We start from the raw sequence: 23,276 nt of genomic DNA on the forward strand, positions 1-23,276 counted from the left end.
AGGAGATTTTGTTAAAAAACCTCCCACAAAATCAATCAAATTTAAAAGCCAATGGAATTTACTCTTGCACTGGAATTTACTTTTTCAAGTCAGCTCTATAGCCCACATTTCTGACAGTTTTTATAGTTCTGCCACTCTCTCCAAGTTTCTGTCTCAGTGTTTTTATGTGCATATCTACTGTTCTCGTCTCACCAAAATAATCAACTCCCCATATTTCAGACAACAGCTGGTCCCTTGTGAAAACTATACCCTGATTGCTCAAAAAAAGTTTTAATATCTCATATTCTTTATATGTAAGATCTATTTTATTATCATTTACGCTTACTATATGAGCATCAATATTCATGTTTATACATCCATTTGAATATATATGCTCTTTCTTTTTAGGAGAACATCTTCTCAATACCGCTTTTATTCTTGAAACCATTTCCATCATGCCAAACGGTTTTACAAGATAATCATCAGCTCCAATATCAAGACTTTGCACTTTATCAAACTCCATACCTTTCGCTGTTGCCATTATCACCGGAATATCTTCTGTCTTTGATAATTCTCTCATTTTTTTTAAAAGTGCAATTCCATCTTCTCCCGGAAGCATGATATCCATAAGAACAAGTTCCGGAAGTCTGTCTGTACTTATAAGTTCCTTCCAAAATGAATCACCATCGACAAACCCCCTCGCTTCAAATCCTGTGCTCTTTAATGTATATATCTCAATATCCCTTATACTGTCATCATCTTCCACACACCAAATCATTCTATTCTCCATTCTTGTGCTGTTTTCCATGCATTGCAGTTTTGTACCTGCCAAACCATAATTTAAAAATACTTATTTGTCAAAAGCCAAAATCCTCATAATCATTCTTGAGAAAACGATGATATATGACATGAAATTCATCAATTGTAAAACAGTAATAATATTTGTCAGGCTTTCCTTTATTAAAATACAAAAGATAGTCAAACTCGCCATTTGAAATTTTTTCATAATGTATATCATCACTAAACTTTAAAAAATATTCTTTTACTTTGTCAATCGTACAGCCGTGGTCTGCCACAAGTCTGACAAGTCCACAGATAAATTCATCGTCCGACAGATTATCATGAACATATTCTACTCCTTTATCAGGTATCTTAAAGCAAAATCTTTCACCGTCATTTGAAACTTCAATATCTCCAAAAGATTCACTTACCTCTCTGCAGAAATCTGATAATATCTCTTTCATGCCGGATATATCACATTCTATTTTCAAAAGATGATTCAGTGAACCTAGCGGATAATACAATCTTATGGTTTCTTTCCGATACCCAAGTTTTGCCTGCTCTTCTTTTATAATATCCATCAGATTATCTTTCATTTCCTCATACTCTTTTTTCAAATTCTACACCTCCTGTTTTTCTTTTTTATTACCTATTATAAACATTATAACAGCAGGTGCTATTATAAGTACACATCCGATATAGCTGAATACATCTGGTATCTCACCAAGTATTATAAATCCAAGTATCCCCGCAAAGATTACATTTGAATAATCGTATACCGAAAGTTCTTTTGCCGGTGCATGTGAATATGCCGCCGTTATAAAGAACTGCCCAAATGTTGCCGCAACTCCGGTCATAAAAAGATAAAACCACTGTATCGGCTCCATATGTGTATAGTTTAATATACAATACGGCAGTGAACATATACATGAAAACACAGAAAAGAAGAATACAATAAATGGTCCTTTAACACCCATTCCTGTAGCTTTTCTAAGAAGTGTGTAAGCCATACCCGCTCCCATACCTCCTATCATTGCAATAAGTGCAGGTATGGATAACATTGCATCTCCTGACGGTTTCAAAATAAACATTGCACCTATAATAGCAGAAATAAGACAACGCACCTGATAATGCTCAACCCGTTCTTTTAAAATAAAATATGAAAAAACAATCGCAAAAAAAGGGGATAATTTATTGAGCATTGATGCATCTGCAATATTTAAATGATCCACACCGTAAAAATTACAAAATATTCCTACTGTTCCAAAAAAAGCCCGCCCAAATACATATTTAAAACTTTCTTTACTACATTTTAAAGGTGTGTGATTTTTCTTCAGCATGGCATACGCAACAACTGCAGCCACAAAATTTCTAAAAAAAGATTTTTGCAGCGTCGGTATATCGCCTGACAGTTTTATAAACAAACTCATAAATGCAAACGACAATGCCGAAAATATAATACACAAAATACCTTTCGTTTTCTCTGACATCAGATTTCCTCTTTTCTTAACAGCCCAATCTTTCATTATCTTATAAATCTTATAACTTATTCTGAATTTTAATTACTTTTCCAGAATAATATCAAGTATCTCTGACGGCTGTTTTATAATCCTCTTTACTCCCTTTTCACGAAGAAATTCCGCATCTCTGAAACCCCAGCCGACCATTATAACATCCATTCCGGCATTCACCGATGTTGCAAAATCAACGTCCGAATCACCTATGTAAACGGCATCGGCTTTTTCAACATTCAATTTTGATAACACCTCAAAAACACTGTCAGGTGCAGGTTTTTTCTTAATGCCCTCTCTTTCGCCTATTGCAAAATCAAATAAATTATCAAAATAATCTTTGCGCAAATCCTGAACGGCAAAATCAGCTTTATTTGATACAACTGCCGTAAGGCATCCGGTCTTCCTTAGTTCTAACAATACATCTTTTATTCCGTCATAGGGTCTGGTTTTCACCGCACAATGTGTCTTATAATACTCTTTAAATGTATCAAAAACTTTGTCTGTAAGTTCCTTGTCTGTATCTGTAGGAACAGCACGTTCTATAAGAAGTCTTATCCCGTTTCCTACAAATCTTCTGACTTCATCAATTGTTCTCTCAGGAAGCCCATTTGCTTTCAGTGCATAATTTGTACTGTCTGCAAGGTCCTCAAGTGTATTTAAAATTGTTCCATCCATGTCAAAAACTGCAAGTTTATATCTCATTTTTATCCCTCATTTCCTGCTAATACTTTTAAATCATTCCGTAAATAACTTTGCTTCTTTTATAACAAGACTCTTGTTTTTCTGCCAGATTGAAGGAAATTCATTTGCCGATAATGGGCATGCTTTCTTTCCAATCTCCAATGTTATGCTTGGTATTCCCTTCTTATACATGGCATATTCTCTCAGATTTCCGATATTTTTCTTTTTGGAATGTTCATTTATGTTCTCCTCATAACTGCTGCTGTCCGCATATCCTGTTATTTTTTTCGCAAGATTATACATTTTAGTGACAACAGGCTTAACACTGCCTTTCGCTTCACCAAAAAGTATCGAACCTGTCGCATGATAATTTATCAGGCCTTTTAATGTTCGTGAATTTTTCATTTTTTCAAGAAAAGCAGTTATTGCTCTGGTTTCCGGTTCACTGTTTACAGACTCACCTGTATATCCGTCACTTCCCCTTTTTCCACCATATTTTGCAATGTAATTATAATTAAAGTTCTTATTCAGATCAACACCTCTTGCATTGGATTTCCAATATTTGGTGCCGCCCACAACTTTCATTTTTCTTAAAGCTTTTCTCAATGTGCTGTTTCTTATCCCTGACATTCCAAACTGAGAAATTGTAACGCCGTCCGGATTTGCCATCGGAATGTAATGTATGGCAATTTTATTCAAAACACCCGCTGTTGCCTCAGACGCATTTTTATTATTGTGATTTTTCAGATAGTCTTCTATCTGAGCCATACATAACTGTGCTGTCATATATTCTCTTGCATGAAGTGCACCTATGACTATAATCGAACGCCCTGAACCGGTATTTCCTATTACCACATCATATAACTTTCTGTTGTCACATGAATTTCCGATTGTTCTTACACTCACATATCTTGAATATGTCCTTTTAAGTAAAGATATATCCGCACTTATTTCTGTATATGTATATTTTTGATGTGATGTATTTACAATCTTCTTTGTTGTAAAACATGTTCCTCTGTTATTTGAACTGTATTTTGTCTTTGAAGCTATATTTATCGATTTTATTATATACTTATAATTTTTTCCTGCACTTATATTCTTATCTACAAAGCGTGCTTTTTTTGAACTTCCTACTACTTTATATTTTCCTTTACCTGTCTTCCTGTAAATCTGAAAAGTTTTAGTGTGTCTGCCACGCTTCCATGTGATAAGTACTTTGTCATCTGACAGCTTTGTGTATCTGACTGTTGATGCCTTTACAGGTTTACAGATTGTAATTCTCTTCGACTTAGAGACTCTCTTTTTCCCTTTAAGTGCAGTAATTCTTACATGATAAACCTTTCCCTCATCAATCTTAAAAATATATGTACGCTTTTTTTTGCTGAGTTTTACTGTCTTTTTCAATCCTCCCGAAATTTTGATTTTATATCTGTCAATATATTTTATACTGTTCCATCTCAAACGGACATGTCTTTTGCCATGCTGAGATACTTTCACTGTGAGCACCTGTTTTTTTGCCGGCTTTTTAACAGGCTTTTTCGTTGGCTTTGCAGTCGGTTTCGGAGTCGGCTTACTCGTCGGTTCAGGTATTGGTGTCTCTTCTATAGCCGGAGGTGTAGCGGTAACCGCACCACCTGTAACAACTGATAAATCAAAACAATTAGTATCTGATATTTTTTTATTATCAGCAGATACATAAGCCATGTCTGTAATACTTCCACAAATAAGTGCTATAATAAGAAACAATGATATTATTGATTTATTTTTGTTCAAAACAGTTTCCTTCCTTCCAATATATTTAATAAATACGCCTGAATATTATACACCTAATAAATAAAAATACGCAACCCAAAAATCGTTCTTAATTTTTTTTTACAATTCTTTCCAATGAATATTTTAAACAGACATCACGCATAATAGAAATAAAATAAAAATGAATGGAGGCATATTTTGAAAACATTAGATTATATTTTACTGACACTTGTTGTAATTGGTGCAGTCAACTGGGGACTTATAGGATTCTTAAGATTCGACCTTGTACGAGTCTTATTCGGAGATATGACCATACTTTCGAGAATTATATATGCCGCAGTAGGCATTGGCGGACTTTATGCCATCAGTTATTATGGTCGTATACGCTCTGCCGGAGAATATTAGTATGCATCCTCACGGAGTATTTTTAATGTTATAGGAAACAAAAAGTTTCCTATAACATTAAAAAAGTCCATCTATATGATATATGAGTCCCTGACAGGCTCATCATATAGACGGGCTTTTTATTTATTTTCCATTTCTAACAAATGACTCATCTGTGAATACAAACTAAAGGAATCACTGGCATGCATTACAACCGATATATAATCTTTACCGTTGTCATTCTTTGTATACAATATAAGATTTGAACCTGCCATCGACGTTGTACCTGTTTTTCCTCCTATAACCGTGACACCATCAGGTGCTTTGGCACTTCCAAGAAGATATTTGTCTGTTGACGAAAACCATAATGTCTTTTTAGAACCGTCTGCGCCTTTAAATTCCGCTTTATAAGAAGACTGGTTTATTATATCCATAAATACATCATAATTTAACAGCTCATGGAATACAAGATAAAGGTCATACGGTGTTGTATAATGATTATCATCATGAAGTCCGTGCGGATTGACAAAGTTTGAACCTGAACATCCAAGGCTCTTTGCCTCTTTATTCATAAGCTCTGCAAACTTTTCAACACTTCCTGATATATGTTCGGCTATGGCAATACCTGCATCATTACCCGAACATATCAAAAATGAGTATAAAAGTTTTTTCAGAGTGATTTTATCACCCTCTGCAAAACCACACAGTTTTGCCCCATATTCCGTAATATGTGTAGCATTATATCCGATTGTTACCACATCATCAAGATTTCCGTATTTTAATGCTACAAGTGCTGTCACAATTTTTGTTGTACTTGCCGGATACATTTTCTGATATATGTTATCAGCATAAAGCATTTTGTTGTCTGTATTGTCAAAAATAAGAGAAGCACCTGCGGTCATAAATAAGTCTTTTTCTGACTGCTTTTTCTTTGGAACAACACATATATTTGAAGAAAAAAGCTGCTGCTCTTTTGTTCCGAACGCATTTTGCCCATCATGTGGCAAAATAACATCATAGTTATTAAATATCGATACATCTGTCTGACAGCCTGTCAGCACAAACGATGCTATCAATGCAATAGAAATAATCCTGCATCTTTTTTTTATTACATTCATGCCTGTAACCACGAAAATAAACCTTTTATATATCAGTCTATAATCCTTCCTTTTTTAATATTTCACGCCATTCGAGATCTCCTCTATCGAGAGCTTTTATAAGTAATTCTGCCGTAGCAAGATTTGTTGCAAACGGAATATTATATGTGTCACATAAATGAATAACGTTATTAACATCCGGTTCATGTGATTTTGGCGACAGAGGATCACGCAAAAAGATAACCATATCTATCTGATTATGCTCTATCTGTGACGCAAGCTGCTGTTCTCCGCCAAGATGTCCCGCAAGATATTTATGAATATTTAAATTTGTAACCTCTTCAATGAGGCGCCCGGTTGTACCTGTCGCATAAATATCATGTTTACTCAAAATCCCTCTGTATGCAATAGCAAAATTCTGCATAAGTATTTTTTTTGCATCATGTGCAATTAGTCCAATGTTCATCTTATTCACCCCTGTTTTTTATCTTATCATTTATTATCCATATATTTTAAATATCCAGCCCAATCTCATCAATCTCATCCTCTCCCGGTGGATTAAGATTTCTCATGGTAAAACCTTCCTTGCTTGATTTGGCAGGCTGTATACCTATATTCATAACTAACCCTATCCCTATCATAGCTGATATCATGGAACTTAAACCATTGCTTATAAAAGGCAGTGGAAGTCCTGTATTTGGAAAGATAAAAGTTACTACACATATATTCGCAAATACCTGGAACATAAACATGGCAGATACCCCAACAGCTATCATCTTTCCAAGATAATCCTGCGCTTTCTTTGCTACCATAAAACATTTAAATATAACTATTGCAAACAACAATAATACCAAACAACAACCCAAAAATCCAAATTCTTCTCCTACAACAGACCATATAAAATCACTTTCCCTGATACCTACACCATTATAAGTTCTGCTTTCAAGACCTTTTCCACCGTCCTGAATAAATTTACCGTAAAGCTGTCCTGATGCTATTGCCTTAATAGCTGAATTCTGCTGCCAATTTAAGTTGTCAGCGTTCGGATAAGTGTCAGGATGAAGCCATGCCTGTATTCGGTTATACTGATAATTGTGCAATATTAAATTGCCAGGTATCTGTACATACCACGCCAAGAAGCCACATATAGGTACTGCCGCTATGAGTATAGGCACAATAATCCGATATGATACCTCACCGATAAATATCATGACACACATTATAAATACACCGACAAGACTTGACGACAAATCAGGCTGTGTCAAAATTGCAAGTACCGGAATTGCTGAGACAACGCAGACTTTTACCAATGTCGATACCTTGTCCAGTTTTGAATGAAGCCTTGAAAATAATGCCGCCAGTGTGATTATCAGTATTATTTTCATAAGTTCAGTCGGCTGGAATGTGATAGGTCCAAGCTTTATCCATCTGTATGCTCCGGTGTAATTGTCAGTTCCCAAAGGTGTGTGTACGGCAAGTGTAAGTAAAATACCTACTATATAGTATACAACACAGAACTGGCATATAAAATGGTAGTCTATAACAGATACAATTGCCACAATAATAAGTCCCAATATCAATCCAACTAACTGCCCCTTCATAAGAGAAGCACCTTTTGTCGTACCTCCTGCCATTCTTACACAATATAATCCCAATATACAAAGTATAACTACTACACATAAAAGTGAAAAGTTATACTTTTTCCAATCGTACTGCCTGATTCGGTTAATCATTACAACTCATCCTAACCTTTCCTTTATTTGCGGAAGTTTCTTGAACCCTCCTTAATAGGAATATTTGCCAAAAGCGCATTAACTGTTCCCGATGATTCGTCAAGTTCCGTCTTTGTTACTTTTATATCAAGTCCATCCGTATCAATATCAACATACTTTGAAATAACTTGAATAATATCATTTTTCATCTGCTCCATCAACTCCGGCGAACACACTGCCCTGTCCGATGTGATGGCTACCTTTAATCTCCTTTTTGCAACATCGCTGCTGCTCTCGGAGCTCCTAAAAAAATTTGAGAAAATGCCCATCATGCTCCTCCATAAAATTTATAATTTAAAATTTAGTATTTAATTCTTTTTGAAAATTGCTGATAATTTTTGGAAAAATCCTTCCCTAACATCAAGGTTCAAATAAGGAACATCTTCTCCCATAACTCTCTTGCATATGTTCATATATGCCTGTCCTGCAAGGCAGTTAGAGCCTACTAAAGGTTCTCCGTTGTTTGTTGATGTGATAATGTGCTCATCATCAGGTACAATTCCTATAAGGTCGATGCCAAGTATATCCACGACATCATCACTTGACATCATATTACCCTCTTTAACCATATCAGATCTCAATCTGTTTACGATAAGATGGGTCTTTGATATTTCGTTTGCTTCGAGAAGTCCTATAATCCTGTCAGCATCTCTTACCGCAGATACCTCAGGTGTTGTGACAACTAATGCTCTGTCTGCACCTGCAATGGCATTCTGAAATCCCTGTTCTATCCCGGCAGGGCAGTCCATAATTATGTAATCATATTCATTCCTAAGTTCATCTGCAAGCTTTTTCATCTGTTCAGGACTTACTGCAGTCTTATCCTTTGTCTGTGCTGAAGGTAACAGATACAGATTTTGATGTCTTTTATCCTTTATAAGTGCCTGCTTTATGCGGCAGTTATTCTCGATTACATCCACAAGATTGTATACAATCCTGTTTTCGAGTCCCATTACAACATCAAGATTACGAAGTCCTATATCTGTGTCAATAAGAACAACTTTCTTTCCCTCCATCGCCAAACCTGTGCCAAGATTGGCAGTCGTAGTTGTCTTTCCAACACCGCCTTTTCCGGATGTGACTACTATTACTTCTCCCATTTTTTGTTTCCTCCTGTTAAAAGAAATTTAATATTTTAATAATAATTTTATCAAAAAAAACATTTTATGTCTACAATTACAATTTTATATCGTCCATTACATCTTTATCTAATGTCTCAATATAAATGTTTCCATCCTCCAAAAAGGCAATCTTAGTCTCAGGTTTATTCTTCTTTTTTAATTTTGCCGGTTTGTCGGGTGCCCTTGCAATCACATCTGCTATCTTAATCTGCATCGGATTCATATCAAGTGCAATCACGAATGCATTACTGTTTCCTGTAGAACCTGCATATACCGTTCCGTTTAGAGAACCAAGTATTATTACATTTCCCTTAGACACCACTTTTGCGCCTGCTTTCACATCACCTATAACTATTATGCTTGTCTCCACGTCAAGAACCTGTCCTGAGCGGAGATTTCCCTTAAAAAACTGACCCGTGTTGGCATCCTGCATAGCAAATTTATTTTCTACTGCCTTTGAAAACTGTTCCTCTTTTGCAGGGTCATCAAGTGCTATGCACACTATATTTAAATGACAATTTTCATGTATTATTGAAATAATCTCTTCCTGCTGTTCATCATCAAGTATTCTTCCCTGAAAACTTATTGCCTTCGATGCTTCTCCCAAAAACTCATCGGATGAACGAAACTTTTCTGCAACATCTTTTTTCAACTGCTCATATGGAATGGAACTGTCGAGTGCAAGGATGAGTCCTGATTTTGTTCCCTTGATAACAACTGTCTCTTTCATTTGTTTTCCCCCTCCTTATTCTTTAATCTATATGTGATATGCTTGATTCAGGCATCTTGACAGAACCTGACACCTTTTTCTTAGCTTTTGAACCTTTTTTTCCAAAGTAATATTTATACACATCTCTCGCCGTCTGTGCCGCATTTGAAGAAGCGTATCCATTTGGAATTACGCATGTTACTGAAATTTCCGGCTTTTTATATGGGGCATACGATATGAAATATGCATGGTTCGCATGGAATTTACTCTGCTGTGCAGTACCTGTTTTTCCGGCAATTGTTGCTTTTACATTTTTAAACATAAAACTTATGGAACTTCTTGAACCGTTCACAACAAGGTTCATCCCCTTGTGCACCGCGTCCCACGAGGACTGCTTTATATTTACTTTGTTTCTCACTTTTGCTTTGTTATTTAAAACCGTCTTTCCGTTTACATTTTTAATCTTATCTACAAGTGTAAGGTCATAGCATGTTCCACTGTTTGCAACAGTTGTCACATATCTTGAAAGCTGTGACGGTGTATATGCATGTGTATCCTGACCAATTGCAGCTCTTACTGCATCTGTTGTTGCAAAATGAGGTGAAATCTCTGGAATTTCAACGCCTGATTTATCAGTCAGTCCAAATTTTTTTGCATATTTTTTAAGCCTTGCTATACCTCTTGGATAATTTATGCTGCCGGAAGATGTCTTTCCGGAAAGCATATATCCCACTTTGTAGAAGAAATAGTTACATGACACTTCGATAGCCGATGAAACTGTAAGGTCTCCGTGTGAAACCGTACTCCAGCACTTAGCCGGGTGGTCTATATCCGAAAATACAGTATGGTCATATATGTGCGTAGAAGGTGATATTACTCCCTCCTCAAGTCCCGTAATAGATGATATTACTTTAAATGTTGAACCCGGAGCCATCTCCTGCATAGTCGGTCTGTTTAAAAGCGGTGATGACGAATTTTCAATAAGCTTTTTATTGTAATATTCTGAATCAACCTTATTTGCCATCTTATTATTGTCATAGCTTGGATATGTGACCATAGCCTTTACATCACCTGTCTTTACATCAGTCACCACAAGTGAGCCTGAGCACGGCTCAAGACCTAAATCTCCCGGTGTAATCTGAAGCTTCTTTATCTGTTTTATAATATATGAATATGGTGATAACGCTCCTGTCTGTAAATTTGTGTAATCTGTATCACTCTTTTTGACAACTTTCTGATCCATAAGCAAAAGACATGTATCCTTGCCCGAAAGTTCATAATGATGAATCAAATATCCATAAATCAGTTTTGCAAATCCCGTGTCATTCTTTATGTTTTTAAAACCGTATTCTAAGAGTTTTCCATAAATCTCTTCTGATGTGTAATAACCGCTTTTTATATCAATTTTTTCCTGGTCTATCCACTGTTTTGAAATAGCGTATTGTAAAAACTGGCTGAGACTTGTATTGCCTTTAACAAAACCTTTGTAAACAGAATCTGTGGTATCAACCTGATTTACAAGTACAATGCTGTTTTTCTTGAGCAGTTCATAAAAATAATCAAGAAAATCATTCATATCATCTGAAATTTTATTTGAACCTTTTGTATAATTAGCTGCAAGATGCTTTTTCATATCAGATATAATACTCTTAGATTTGCTTTTAAACTTCTGATATGTCTTTTTCTCCAAAGAAGTTGCCTTTTTATCAGTAAAGTGCGTTACATCTATAATATTGTTTTTATATAATGCCTCATATACATCATATATCGGGATTTTTATATCTGTCGAGTTTGTTCCCTTTGAACCGGCACTTGAACTGTTATTTATTCTGCTTATCAGAACTCCGGCAAGATTTTCTTCCAAAAGATTATAACATTCCTCCTGAAGTTTTGCATCTATAGTCAGATATAAATCATCCCCCGCTGTCGGGCTTATTGTTTCATCAACCGAGACAACGCGGCTTGTACTTGAATTTATGCTCAGCTTTTCTTTACCTTTTTTTCCTTTAAGGTAATCTTCGTAAACACTTTCAAGTCCTGAAATACCCACCTGATCATCTGTTGTGTAATCTGTCTTTGCATCCTTTTTCTTTATCTGTTCAAGTTTCTCGGATGTTATTGCTCCGGTGTAACCAAGCATATGTGCAAAATACTTGCTCTTATTGTAAACTCTCTTTGTATCATCTCTTATGTTTACACCTATAAGTTCATTATTATTTTCCTTGATTGCCGCAACAGTCTTATCATTTACATTTTGAGCAATTGTAATAGGAAGATATTTCTGATACCTGTTTATAAAAATCGCATATCTTATATCAAGAATTTTAATTGCCATTTTATCATCATACTTATCTGATATGTCGAATTTCGGGCTCTGCGAACTCATATCATATCTCAAAAATTCATATATATCCTTTGCCGTTGCATCCATAAGCTCTTTATTCTCTTTTTTCTTCAATTCGCTTACGGTTATTGAGTACACTTCTGCCTTATATCTGAGCAGAGTATTTCCTGACACGGTAAATTCAGGCTCACCTTTATCGTTGAGCTTTAAATATGAATCTACGGATAATGTTCCTCCGTTGCTCTCTATGACACGGATAAGTTTACATATCATGTCATTTTTTTCTTCCGATGTCATTTTTGCTGTTGCGTCTGTCTCCTCATATGTTACATTGTGCGACAGCTTGTTATATGCAAGCAGCACTCCGTTGCAATCATATATATTTCCTCTTGTAGCTTTTATTGTTCTGGTCTTTTGTGTGCTCTTCTGAGCCTCACTTGTATATTTTTCACCATCAACAATCTGTAGCATAAACAAACGACTGCCAATAATGGCAAAAAATATGATATATATTATGACGATTATCGCAATACGGGAATTAAATAATCCTTTTAGATAATCTTTAATTGTTTCCCACATATACAAACCTCTCTTTCAGAAAGCAAGTCTTTATATTTTAATCATCCTTTAACTCACTCTCAACTCCAAGATTAACCTGCTTAGGCGGATTGAGTTTTTTGTCAATTAAACGTGCAAATTTAAATACAAACACACCTATTATAACTGTGTATATCAATTCCGGAAGTATAGTATTTTTGATATACTCTAAAAGTTCAAGTCTTCCTCTCAAAAGAAACTTCAATATATAAAACAGCACTCCGTATATCAAATCTCCTGCCGTGATTGTCATTATCGGAAGTATAATGTCATCCTCTATATAAACTTTGTTTGTAATACCCATAATAAAACCAATCACCGCATATATAAAAATATTTACTCCCACAACTGAACTGTACATAAGGTCTATGAAAAGTCCACATACCACCCCTGTAAACAGTCCGTTATACTGCCCGTACATTGTACCGGCTATGGCTGTCAGGATAACAAGTATATTTGGAGAAACATCTGCAATCTGTAAACTCCTGAATATTGTTGTCTGCAGAACAAAACCAACTATTATCATAATAAACATACTTATGTAGTTTTTCATTTGCTAAGTATCTCCTCTAAGTCCTTTGAATTCTTAACCTTTGTTATGACAAGCACCATATCAAGACTTGAAAAATCTGCCGCCGGAATAAGTTCTCCCGACTGCGTTATATTTGTTGCATCTTTCTTTATATTCTTTGCATATCCAATCAATATTCCCGGCAGATAAACACTGCTTATCTGTGAAGTTACCACCTCATAACCATCTTTAATTTTTGCATCCCTGTCAAGTCCGGTAATTTTAATTTTACCTTCTTTCATCATAGATAAATTTCCCTCTACGATACACTTATCTGATGTTTTAAGGAAGCTTCCGCTGACTTCACTTGAATCATCGACTATTGAGCGTACTCTTGAATAAGATTTATTCGCTTCTACGATTCTTCCGACAAGACCGTCTCCTGCCATTACATTCATATTCTTTGCAAGACCGTCGCTTGTCCCTTTATCAATAATAAATTCATTATACCAGTTATCAGGTTCACCGCTAATTACTCTTGCCGCAACTTTTGGATAATTCGCATACTGCTCATCGAGGTCATACAGTTTTCTGAAATTTTCAAGTTCATACTTGTCCTGCTGCAAAAGTTTATTCTCCGCATTTGTCTCATCAAGCTTTTGTTTAAGCGATTTGTTTTCATCGGTAAGCTTTTTAACACTGTTTATATAATCAATCTTGTCTGATATTTTTACTCCGATTGTATTTATTCCTTTTTGCATAGGTGTCACAACATCACCTACTATAGAACGAACAGGTCCCATCTTATCCTGAAATTTAAAAGAAACAACTATCAGAATGGCACAGATCACAGAAATGGCAATCAGAATATATTTCGGATCTATAATCATTTTAGTCTTTTTGCGCATTGCTATATTCCTTCCTTTTATTTAAGTTCAATTGCATATTTTGCAGCAAGTTTCGGATGTTCTGCCAAATACCCAAGCCCCGTCACAACTGTTTTTTGGGCATTTCTTGTAGTGTTGACTTTAAGAAATGTCTCATTTGCGATAAGCTGGTCAAGTCCGCTTATCCATGATGAACCTCCCGTGAGATAAACTCCGTTATGTACAATATCATGAGAAATCTCATGGGGTGTTCTCTCAAGTATGGTTTTAACAGATACAGCGATTTCGTAAAAGACATCATTTACCAGCGGAAAAATTTCCGCAGCATTTATATTGAGTTTTCCTGGAAGTCCTTTTACAACATCTCTTCCCATAACTTCTATTTCCCCATCGGTCGGAAAAGCCGATACAAGTTTTTTCTTTATCTGCTCGGCAGTCTTAAGACCAATAACAAAATTATACTGTTTTCTTATATAGTTTTTAATCTGGTCATCAAAATATTTCCCGCCATATGGCAAAAGTCTTGATACAACAATACCGCCAAGGCTTAATACACTTATCTCTGTCGTGTCGGCACCAATGTTTACAATGAGAATACCGTTAGCCTTTTCAACATCAAGTCCGAGTCCATACGCATCTGCAATCGGCTTGTCTATAAGACATACCTTTTTAGGTTTTGAATCACTCTCAGAAACAATTCTTGAATATGCATGCTTTTCGACTTCGGTTATGTCTGCCGGAACAGCTATATAAAACTGAAATCCTTTCATTCTCCTGCTTCGTGCTATTTTGGAACCCATGAAACTCCACAATGCTATCATATCGTCAATTTTTGATACAACGCCATGGCTTAATGGGAATGAAACATTTATACTGGGCGGAACCTTTTCAAACATTTCAAACGCTTCCTCACCTATCGCAACAGGACGTCTTTCTTTTCCGACGGTAGACACCACATTTTTTTCAAGAAGAATTATTCCCTGTCCCTTTTTATATATCTTGATGGTATCTGTACCAAAATCTATACCATAGGTCTTTTGTGCCATTACAAAATCTCCTTTTTATATACGGTATATACCTAAAATGCATATCCGCTTTCTTTTAAACTTATATACCTGTTATCACCAAGTATTATATGGTCAAGGAGTTCTATTCCGATTAGTTTTCCTGCCTCTATAAGACGTTTTGTTATCAGTATATCTTCCTTGCTCGGCATCGGATTGCCCGATGGATGATTATGCATAACTATAATCGACACAGCCTTGTTTTTCAATGCATTATAAAAGATTTCCCTCGGTGATGCCATAGCCGAATTGAAAGAACCGTTCGACAGTACAACATCTTTTATCAATGCATTTCTACCATTGAGCAGAAGAACCCTCACCTGCTCTGTCTCCTCAAACCGCATTTCATGCATAAAACGGAGTGCGATTTTTTCAGGATTGTCGCACACAAATAATTCATCACTGTATGAAGCTGACATCATGCGCTTAGTAATCTCCGTAAGACATAAAAGCTGTATCGCTTTGACTTTACCAATACCGTCAATATCCATAAGCTGTACGGCAGACATCTGGAATAATCCACTTATTTTTCCTCCGGGAATTCTGCTTAACACCTTAGAAGCAAGCTGAATTGAATTTTCTTTTTTCGTGCCTGCTTTTATGATGACAGCCATAAGTTCTGCATCAGATAAGCTTGATGCACCATATTTAAGGCATTTCTCATATGGTCTCTCTGATATTGGAAGCTGTTTTACATTTATTTTTGCCATATTTTTCTCCTTAATCAAAAGGAAAATGACATTTATATCACATATCCACAATGTTATCACAAAAAAAAATCTTTGTATAGCATTCATATATGAAAAATATGTGTATTTTTCTTTTTTATATACCAAAAAACACTATTCTTCAACAAAAAACGGCATTTTTTAATTTTTTATTACAATTGGCTTATTATGCCCTCATTTTTCATATATTGAAGTGACATTGTGATTCCGAAACGTGCATGATACCATGTAAGTCCACCCTGAAAATATACTGCATACGGTGGTTCTATAGGCCCGTCTGCACTAAGTTCTATAGATGAGCCCTGTATAAACGCACCTGCTGCCATAATTACATCGCTGTGATACCCAGGCATTGCGTAAGGTTCCGGGGCAACATGGCTGTCAACCGGCGAGCCAGCCTGTATTCCTTTGCAGAATGCAATAACTGCCTCAGGTGAACCGAGTGTAACCGCCTGTATAATGTCATGTCTTGACTCCGTGCTGTCAGGCACAACCTTATATCCAAGCTTCTCATACACATTAGCGGCAAATATCGCACCTTTTAAAGCTCCCGCCGTAACTGTAGGTGCAAGGAAAAATCCCTGATAAAATGCTCTATTTACCCCGAGAGTTGCACCGACTTCCTTTCCAAGTCCCGGTGCGGTAAGTCTGTACGCACAAAGGTCTATAAGCTCTTTCTTTCCTACGATATAACCGCCTATAGGTGCAAGTCCGCCACCCGGATTTTTTATAAGAGAGCCCACGCACATGTCTGCCCCGACATCAGTCGGTTCTATAGTCTCGACAAACTCACCGTAACAATTATCAACCATGCATATTACTTCAGGCTTTATCGATTTGATAAATTTTATAAGCTCACCTATTCTCTCAACCGAAAGTGTAGGTCTTGTCGCATAGCCTTTTGAACGCTGGATAGTTACAAGTTTTGTTTTTTCGTTTATTGCTTTTTTGATTGCATCAAAATCAAATGAACCGTCCTCAAGCAAATCAACCTGTCTGTAGCTTATTCCAAATTCTTTTAAAGACCCCGGCGGATTATCATCACCTTTAATTCCTATAACTCCCTCGAGAGTATCATATGGTTTGCCGACAGGTGTCAAAAGTTCATCTCCCGGTCTCAAAACTGCCGACAATGCCGTTGTGAGTGCATGTGTACCACATGTGAGCTGTGGACGCACAAGTGCCGATTCCGCATGGAAAACGTCTGCATATACCGCTTCGAGTGTCTCTCTTCCAAGGTCATCATATCCATAACCTGTAGAAGACTCAAAACATCCGGCACTTACCCTCTGTTTCTGCATGGCACGAAGAACTTTTATTTGATTTATCTGTGCCACTTCATCTATTTTTTCAAATCTTTCTTTCAAACTGTCTGCTATACTTTCGCAGAAATCATAAACATCCTCACTTATTCCTGCTGCCATATACTGTTCTTTTAATAAATCACTCATGCTTTTATCCTCCATCTCTCAATCTTTATGCTTTTCAGATCTGAACAACAATATTCCAACAATTCATTTTCATCCTTAAATTTATCTTTATCAATCCATGTAACAGTTTTTTCTCTGTTAAACCATGTAAACTGCCTTTTTGCAAAATGCCTTGTATCAAGCTTTATCTTATCATATGCCTCATCTATACTGCATCTTCCCTCAAGTGCGTCAATAATCTGCCTGTAACCTATTCCCTGCATTGACACCATATCCTTAGTACAGCCCATGTCCATAAGTCTTTTTACTTCCTCAGTAAGTCCTTTTTCCCTCATAATATCCACACGCTTATTTATGCGCTCATACAATATTTCTCTGGGAAGTCTTAAAACATAATATCTGAAATTAAACGGTGATTCGTTCTGCTGCTGCTCGTCATTATGCTCTGATATTTTTTCACCCGTCTGCTCAAAATATTCCAATGCCCTTATAACCCTCTTTACGTTATTCGGATGAATATGTGCAGCCGATTTTTCATCAACTTCTTTCAATCTGTCATGTAAAGCTATATTTCCATTTTCATCGGCAAATCTCTGCAATTCTTTTCTATATGAATCGGCTGCATCAGTTTTTGTGAAATCTATATCATATAAAACCGCCTGTATATAAAAGCCTGTCCCACCGACAATTATCGGTATTTTTCCTTTACTGTATATCTCTTCTATATATTTATCACATTTCTGTTTAAAAACAGTCACGTTAAATTCTTCATCAGGTTCTAACTCATCTATAAGATAATGCTTTACTCCCTGCATTTCTTCAGGCATTATCTTTGCCGTGCCTATATCCATATCTTTATATACCTGCATTGAATCGGCTGATATTATCTCTCCTCCGATTTTTTTTGCAAGCAAAATTGAAAGTTCTGTTTTTCCAACTGCCGTTGGCCCTGTAATTATTATAAGAGGTTTCTTTTCCATCATTTTCTCCCTCATATCCGTATGTACTCTCGGTATCTTCTCAAAACGAGTCATTTCGGCTGGATTTCCGATATACTGTTTCCTAAACAATTCGTTTAAATTTCTTTTCTATCTCATATTTGCTCATGCGTATCATTGTTGGTCTTCCATGTGGACAATTGTATGGATTTTCAAGCGACATAAGTTCTTTTAAAAGCTCATGAGCCTGCTCGAGAGGCAGTTCATTATTTCCCTTGACCGCTGCCTTGCATGACATTGTTGCAACCCTCTCAAGAAGCACATCCTTAGAGAGACTGGTTTTCCCGTTGACAAGGTCATCTATAATCTCCATCAGAAGGTCTGTCGTAGCTATATCCGGAAGCTGTGCAGGAATTCCTGTCACTATATATTCCCTGCCTCCAAACGCCTCTATCGTATATCCAAGTTCCTTAAAAATTTCAATATTATCATCGACAACCTGCTGTTCAACCATTGAAAGACTTAAAACTATCGGTGGATTTACCATCTGCACCATCACTTTATTTTCTGAAATCTGTTTCATAAATCTTTCGTATAATACTTTTTCATGTGCAGCATGCTGGTCAACCATATACATATTATCCTCATATTGTAATATCCAATATGTTGAAAATACCTGTCCGACAATTCTTATATCCTTTGTCTTGTTTTCCTGTAAAACTCCAGTCTCAAAAAGTGTCTCCTGTTTTATATTGTAAGGAGCTTTTTCATGTAATATTTCAATATTTTTTTCTGCTGCAATAACACCTGACTGTCCGGATTTAGCAAGACCGTCATCCTGCTTTTCCTTTTTTTTCATAAGTTCAGCAAACATCTGCTTCTTCTGGTATTCATCAGGTCTGTGAAGTTCCACTTTTCCTATTCTCGAAAGTGTTTCACCAGCATCAATCACCTTTTTTTCAACAATTGCAATTTTCTCAGCTTCTTCACTGCTATTCTTGTTTTCATTGTTGCCGGGAATACCGGCACTTTTATTGCTTTCATTATCGCCGGGAATACCGGCATTTTTATTGCTTTCATTATCGTCGAAAATACCGGCACTTTTATTGATGTCAGTAACTTTAGCATTTTTATTTTCTTCAAATGTCACTTCTGGAATAAATTCCCTGTGCGTAAGTCTCGCTGTTATGCAGTCATAGATGGTCTTATATAATTCCCTCTCATTTGTAAAACGAATTTCCATCTTCTGCGGATGAACATTTACGTCAATAAACTCAGGTTTAATTTGAAAATGAAGTACCGTAAAAGGGTATCTGTGCTGCATTGTATACGGTTTATACGCTTCTTCAATCGCTTTATTTATTATATTGCTTTTTATATATCTGCCATTTATAAAATAATTTATATATGCCCTGTTTCCCCTTGATACAACCGGTTTCCCGATAAATCCCCCAATGCTGCATACTTCATCTGACAAGTCAACTGTAAGAACATTTGAAGTTATATCTCTGCCGTAAATCTGATAAATCGTATCCTTCAGGTTTCCATTTCCCGAAGTGTGAAGTTTTGTCTGACCCTGGGCAATAAATCTGAAAGAAATCTCAGGATGTGAAAGAGCAAGACGTTCAATTACACCACCTATATAACCTGCCTCGGTCTGATGTGATTTTAAAAATTTGAGTCTTGCAGGTGTATTGTAAAACAGATTTCTGACTATGATAGTAGTTCCATCCGGGCACCCTACAGTCTCAAGTTCTCTTCTTTCACCGCCATCAATCTGGTATCTGTATCCCACATCTTCACTCTTAACTTTTGTAATCATCTCAAGATGAGAAACCGCCGCCACACTCGCTAGTGCTTCACCCCTGAAACCGAGTGTTGAAACTTCGAGAAGATCCGCGGCACCTTTTATCTTACTCGTTGCATGCGGAGTAAACGCAAGTTCAATATCACTCTTTTCAATACCTGAGCCATTGTCTGTAATGCGGATAAAATTCTTGCCGCCGTCCTTAATCTCAACAGTCACCATATTTGCACCCGCATCAATTGAATTTTCAACAAGTTCCTTGACAACAGCCATAGGTCTTTCAATAACCTCTCCTGCTGCAATTTTGTTAATCGTGTCCTGGTCAAGCAATATAATAGACATAATCCACGCCTCCTTTCTCTTTCTGAATATTCTATAATAATGCCACGAATTGCTTCATTGCTATCTGCTTTTGACCCTTGCATCATAAATTTAAATTCTCTGTTTTAATTTCATCTGCATCTTATACAAAATATTCATTGCGTCAATAGGAGTTGTCGTTGAGAGGTCAAGGTCATGAAGTTCAAGTATTATATCCTCAGTTTTCACATTTGAACCTCCCATATCAAACATTGATATCTGTCCAAGCTGCTCCGACTCTATTTCTGAAGATGTCTTTTTTCTACCTCGCTTTTTATGCTTAGTCTGCTTCTCTATATCATAATTATAGTCATCAGGCTCGTACTCAACATCTATTTCCTTTGCTTTGTTTGCAATATCATTGTTGCTCAGTTTTTCAACAAGCTCCTTCGCTCTGTCAAGAACAGTCTCCGGAACACCTGCAAGTTTCGCCACCTGTATTCCGTAACTCTTGTCCGCTCCACCCTTTATTATCTTTCTGAGGAAAACAATATCGTCGCCCTGCTCCTTGACGGCAATACAGTAATTATTTACACTGTCAAGTTTTCCTTCAAGCTCCGTAAGTTCATGGTAATGTGTGGCAAAAAGAGTTTTTGCTCCAAGAAGTTTTGTATTTGCTATATACTCAACAACTGCCCATGCTATGGAAAGACCGTCAAATGTAGAAGTTCCTCTTCCTATTTCATCCAGTATTATAAGGCTGTTCTTAGTCGCATTTCTAAGAATATTTGATACTTCAGTCATCTCAACCATAAATGTACTCTGGCCGCTCGCAAGGTCATCCGAAGCTCCTACCCTTGTAAATATCCTGTCAACAATGCCAATTTTTGCACTCTCAGCCGGAACAAACGAGCCGATTTGTGCCATCAGGACAATAAGTGCAGTCTGACGCATGAATGTAGATTTACCCGCCATATTAGGCCCTGTGATAATAGCAATTCGGTGGTTGTCATTGTCAAGGAAAGTATCGTTTGAGATGAACATGTCATTTTTTATCATCTTTTCAACAACCGGATGGCGGCCGTTTTTTATATCAATACATCCGTCCGTACTCATATCAGGACGTACATAATTATTCTGTTCTGCAACAACTGCCATTGATGCAAACATATCTATCTGCGCAATAATCTTTGCTGACTGCTGTATTCTTCCTATCTCACTGTATATCGCATCGAGAGTTTCGTTAAATATATTGTATTCAAGTGTAAACAATTTTTCCTCGGCACCAAGAATTGTATCTTCAAGTTCCTTAAGTCTAGGTGTAATATATCTCTCGCAGTTTGACAATGTCTGCTTTACAGTCCACTCAGGCGGTACAAGGTTTTTGTATGAATTTGTAACCTCAAAGAAATAGCCAAATACCTTGTTATACTTAATCTTAAGATTTTTAATCTCTGTCTTTTCTTTCTCTTCCTCAGTCAAATCAGCAATCCACTGTTTTCCCTCGGTCTTTGCTTTTCTTAATTTATCGACTTCCTCATTGAATCCGTCCTTAATAATTCCACCCTCTCTTACGGTTATCGGAGGTTCTTCAATTATGGACTCGTCAATAAGCTTGTATATATCCGAAAGTTCGTCGAGTTCTTCTCCGTATTCTTTTAATTTAGATTCAGAAAATGACGAAAGTATATATTTTATGTGAGGAAGCATTGAAAGCGACTGCCTGAATGCAATAAGATCTCTTGGATTCGCACTTTTGTAACTTATCTTACTTATAAGTCTCTCAATATCATATATCGGACCTAGATATTCCCTAAGTTCTTCTCTTGATATAGCATTGTCATTAAATTCCGATATCATGTCAAGACGTGTATTTATCTCATCAATATTTATAAGCGGCTGTTCAATGGAATTTCTGAGCAATCTCGCACCCATAGCAGTTTTAGTTTTATCAAGTATCCAGAACAGAGAACCTCTTTTTGACTTTTCACGCATAGTCTCACATAATTCAAGATTTCTTCTTGTCGAACGGTCAAGAAGCATATAGTGGTTTGTGATATATGGTCTTATAGACGTAATATGATCCATTGAAGTTTTCTGCGTCTCAGTAAGATACTGCATAACTGCACCGGCAGCTGTAACACCGATACTGTAATCTGCAAGACCAAGTCCGTCAAGCGATGACACACCAAAATGCTCCATAAGAGCCTGCTCACATTTACTCTCATCAAAATGCCAGTTATCAACAGCCGATACCACGACATTCAATCTGATATGAAGTTCCTCCAAATCAATGCCTGAAACAAGGAACGAATCATTACATATAATTTCAGATGGGGCTGTCTTAAAAATCTCATCAAGCAGCTTATTTTCACTGTCAAATTCTGTCACATAATATTCACCTGTCGTAACATCAACATATGATACCCCATATGCATTTGTCGTATAAACGATGCACATAAGATAATTATTTTTTGTCTCGTCAAGAGACTGTGTATTAAGGTTCGTTCCCGGTGTTGCAATTCTTACAACTGCACGCTTTACAAGACCTTTTGCCTGTTTAGGATCCTCAACCTGTTCACAGATTGCCACTTTGTAACCACGGCTTACAAGCTTATTAAGATATGTATCTACGGCGTGAAAAGGAACACCACACATAGGTGCCCTCTCTTCAAGTCCGCAGCTCTTTCCGGTAAGCGTAAGTTCCAGTTCTTTTGAACATATCTTCGCATCTTCAAAGAACATTTCATAAAAGTCCCCTAAGCGATAAAAAAGAATACAATCTTTGTATTCCTCTTTGGTTTCCATATATTTTTGCATCATTGGTGTAAGTGGCATCACTATCTTCCTCTTCTTCTATATTTTTATATAAGTATCAAAT

At 36.5% G+C, this 23,276-nt stretch carries 21 protein-coding genes; 1 reads left to right on the forward strand and 20 read right to left on the reverse strand.

Going from position 1 to position 23,276, the window contains the following annotated elements:
* Positions 1-76: 76 nt before the first annotated feature.
* The 5 genes from ACZLXV_RS09615 to ACZLXV_RS09635 form a co-directional block, all read right to left on the reverse strand.
* Positions 77-757 (reverse strand): winged helix-turn-helix domain-containing protein, encoded by a 681-nt coding sequence (locus tag ACZLXV_RS09615; RefSeq protein WP_482383264.1) that lies wholly within the window; start codon positions 755-757, stop codon positions 77-79.
* Positions 758-836: 79 nt separating this feature from the next.
* Positions 837-1,376 (reverse strand): DUF3877 family protein, encoded by a 540-nt coding sequence (locus ACZLXV_RS09620; protein WP_482383265.1) that lies wholly within the window; start codon positions 1,374-1,376, stop codon positions 837-839.
* A gap of 3 nt (positions 1,377-1,379) precedes the next feature.
* On the reverse strand, positions 1,380-2,249 hold the full coding sequence (locus ACZLXV_RS09625) for a DMT family transporter (protein WP_367335095.1): 870 nt from the start codon (positions 2,247-2,249) through the stop codon (positions 1,380-1,382).
* A 72-nt stretch (positions 2,250-2,321) separates the two neighbouring features.
* Positions 2,322-2,975 (reverse strand): HAD family hydrolase, encoded by a 654-nt coding sequence (locus tag ACZLXV_RS09630; RefSeq protein WP_482383266.1) that lies wholly within the window; start codon positions 2,973-2,975, stop codon positions 2,322-2,324.
* Between the two features lie 33 nt (positions 2,976-3,008).
* A complete protein-coding gene (locus ACZLXV_RS09635; RefSeq protein WP_482383267.1) occupies positions 3,009-4,727 on the reverse strand; it encodes a M14 family zinc carboxypeptidase in 1,719 nt (572 codons plus the stop codon).
* Positions 4,728-4,904: 177 nt separating this feature from the next.
* Here ACZLXV_RS09635 and ACZLXV_RS09640 point away from each other — a divergent pair, with 177 nt between their 5' ends.
* The gene (locus ACZLXV_RS09640) at positions 4,905-5,111 is read left to right on the forward strand and encodes a DUF378 domain-containing protein (RefSeq protein WP_022224582.1); all 207 of its coding nucleotides are present in this window, start codon (positions 4,905-4,907) and stop codon (positions 5,109-5,111) included.
* Between the two features lie 119 nt (positions 5,112-5,230).
* Here ACZLXV_RS09640 and ACZLXV_RS09645 read toward each other — a convergent pair whose 3' ends face one another.
* The 15 genes from ACZLXV_RS09645 to mutS all read right to left on the reverse strand — a co-directional run bounded on the left by ACZLXV_RS09645 (position 5,231) and on the right by mutS (position 23,233).
* Positions 5,231-6,208 (reverse strand): D-alanyl-D-alanine carboxypeptidase family protein, encoded by a 978-nt coding sequence (locus ACZLXV_RS09645; protein WP_367335092.1) that lies wholly within the window; start codon positions 6,206-6,208, stop codon positions 5,231-5,233.
* A 37-nt stretch (positions 6,209-6,245) separates the two neighbouring features.
* Positions 6,246-6,653, reverse strand: coding sequence for a methylglyoxal synthase (gene mgsA, locus ACZLXV_RS09650; RefSeq protein WP_022013453.1), 408 nt, complete (start codon positions 6,651-6,653; stop codon positions 6,246-6,248).
* A gap of 46 nt (positions 6,654-6,699) precedes the next feature.
* Positions 6,700-7,920, reverse strand: a complete 1,221-nt coding sequence (locus ACZLXV_RS09655) for an FtsW/RodA/SpoVE family cell cycle protein (protein ID WP_482383268.1) — start codon at positions 7,918-7,920, stop codon at positions 6,700-6,702.
* A 23-nt stretch (positions 7,921-7,943) separates the two neighbouring features.
* Positions 7,944-8,228: a cell division topological specificity factor MinE gene (gene minE, locus ACZLXV_RS09660; protein ID WP_022224585.1), complete on the reverse strand. Its 285-nt coding sequence runs from the start codon at positions 8,226-8,228 to the stop codon at positions 7,944-7,946.
* 39 nt (positions 8,229-8,267) lie between these two features.
* A complete protein-coding gene (gene minD, locus ACZLXV_RS09665; protein ID WP_022224586.1) occupies positions 8,268-9,059 on the reverse strand; it encodes a septum site-determining protein MinD in 792 nt (263 codons plus the stop codon).
* Positions 9,060-9,135: 76 nt separating this feature from the next.
* Positions 9,136-9,810, reverse strand: a complete 675-nt coding sequence (locus ACZLXV_RS09670) for a septum site-determining protein MinC (protein WP_482383269.1) — start codon at positions 9,808-9,810, stop codon at positions 9,136-9,138.
* A 22-nt stretch (positions 9,811-9,832) separates the two neighbouring features.
* Positions 9,833-12,712, reverse strand: coding sequence for a penicillin-binding transpeptidase domain-containing protein (locus ACZLXV_RS09675; protein WP_482383270.1), 2,880 nt, complete (start codon positions 12,710-12,712; stop codon positions 9,833-9,835).
* Positions 12,713-12,749: 37 nt separating this feature from the next.
* The gene (gene mreD / locus ACZLXV_RS09680) at positions 12,750-13,283 is read right to left on the reverse strand and encodes a rod shape-determining protein MreD (protein WP_482383271.1); all 534 of its coding nucleotides are present in this window, start codon (positions 13,281-13,283) and stop codon (positions 12,750-12,752) included.
* Positions 13,280-14,149 (reverse strand): rod shape-determining protein MreC, encoded by an 870-nt coding sequence (gene mreC, locus ACZLXV_RS09685; RefSeq protein WP_482383272.1) that lies wholly within the window; start codon positions 14,147-14,149, stop codon positions 13,280-13,282. The genes mreD and mreC overlap by 4 nt, the downstream gene beginning before the upstream one ends.
* 17 nt (positions 14,150-14,166) lie before the next feature.
* Positions 14,167-15,174 (reverse strand): rod shape-determining protein, encoded by a 1,008-nt coding sequence (locus tag ACZLXV_RS09690; RefSeq protein WP_022223597.1) that lies wholly within the window; start codon positions 15,172-15,174, stop codon positions 14,167-14,169.
* A gap of 32 nt (positions 15,175-15,206) precedes the next feature.
* On the reverse strand, positions 15,207-15,902 hold the full coding sequence (gene radC, locus ACZLXV_RS09695; RefSeq protein WP_367335084.1) for a RadC family protein: 696 nt from the start codon (positions 15,900-15,902) through the stop codon (positions 15,207-15,209).
* Between the two features lie 170 nt (positions 15,903-16,072).
* Positions 16,073-17,371 carry a methionine gamma-lyase family protein gene (locus tag ACZLXV_RS09700; RefSeq protein ID WP_022223599.1) on the reverse strand — a complete coding sequence of 433 codons (1,299 nt, stop codon included), beginning with the start codon at positions 17,369-17,371 and terminating at the stop codon, positions 16,073-16,075.
* Positions 17,368-18,330: a tRNA (adenosine(37)-N6)-dimethylallyltransferase MiaA gene (gene miaA, locus ACZLXV_RS09705; protein ID WP_482383307.1), complete on the reverse strand. Its 963-nt coding sequence runs from the start codon at positions 18,328-18,330 to the stop codon at positions 17,368-17,370. The genes ACZLXV_RS09700 and miaA overlap by 4 nt, the downstream gene beginning before the upstream one ends.
* An 82-nt stretch (positions 18,331-18,412) precedes the next feature.
* Positions 18,413-20,437, reverse strand: coding sequence for a DNA mismatch repair endonuclease MutL (gene mutL / locus ACZLXV_RS09710; RefSeq protein WP_482383273.1), 2,025 nt, complete (start codon positions 20,435-20,437; stop codon positions 18,413-18,415).
* Between the two features lie 90 nt (positions 20,438-20,527).
* Positions 20,528-23,233, reverse strand: coding sequence for a DNA mismatch repair protein MutS (gene mutS, locus ACZLXV_RS09715; protein WP_482383274.1), 2,706 nt, complete (start codon positions 23,231-23,233; stop codon positions 20,528-20,530).
* Positions 23,234-23,276 lie beyond the last annotated feature (43 nt).

This window comes from Butyribacter sp., from assembly GCF_056818865.1.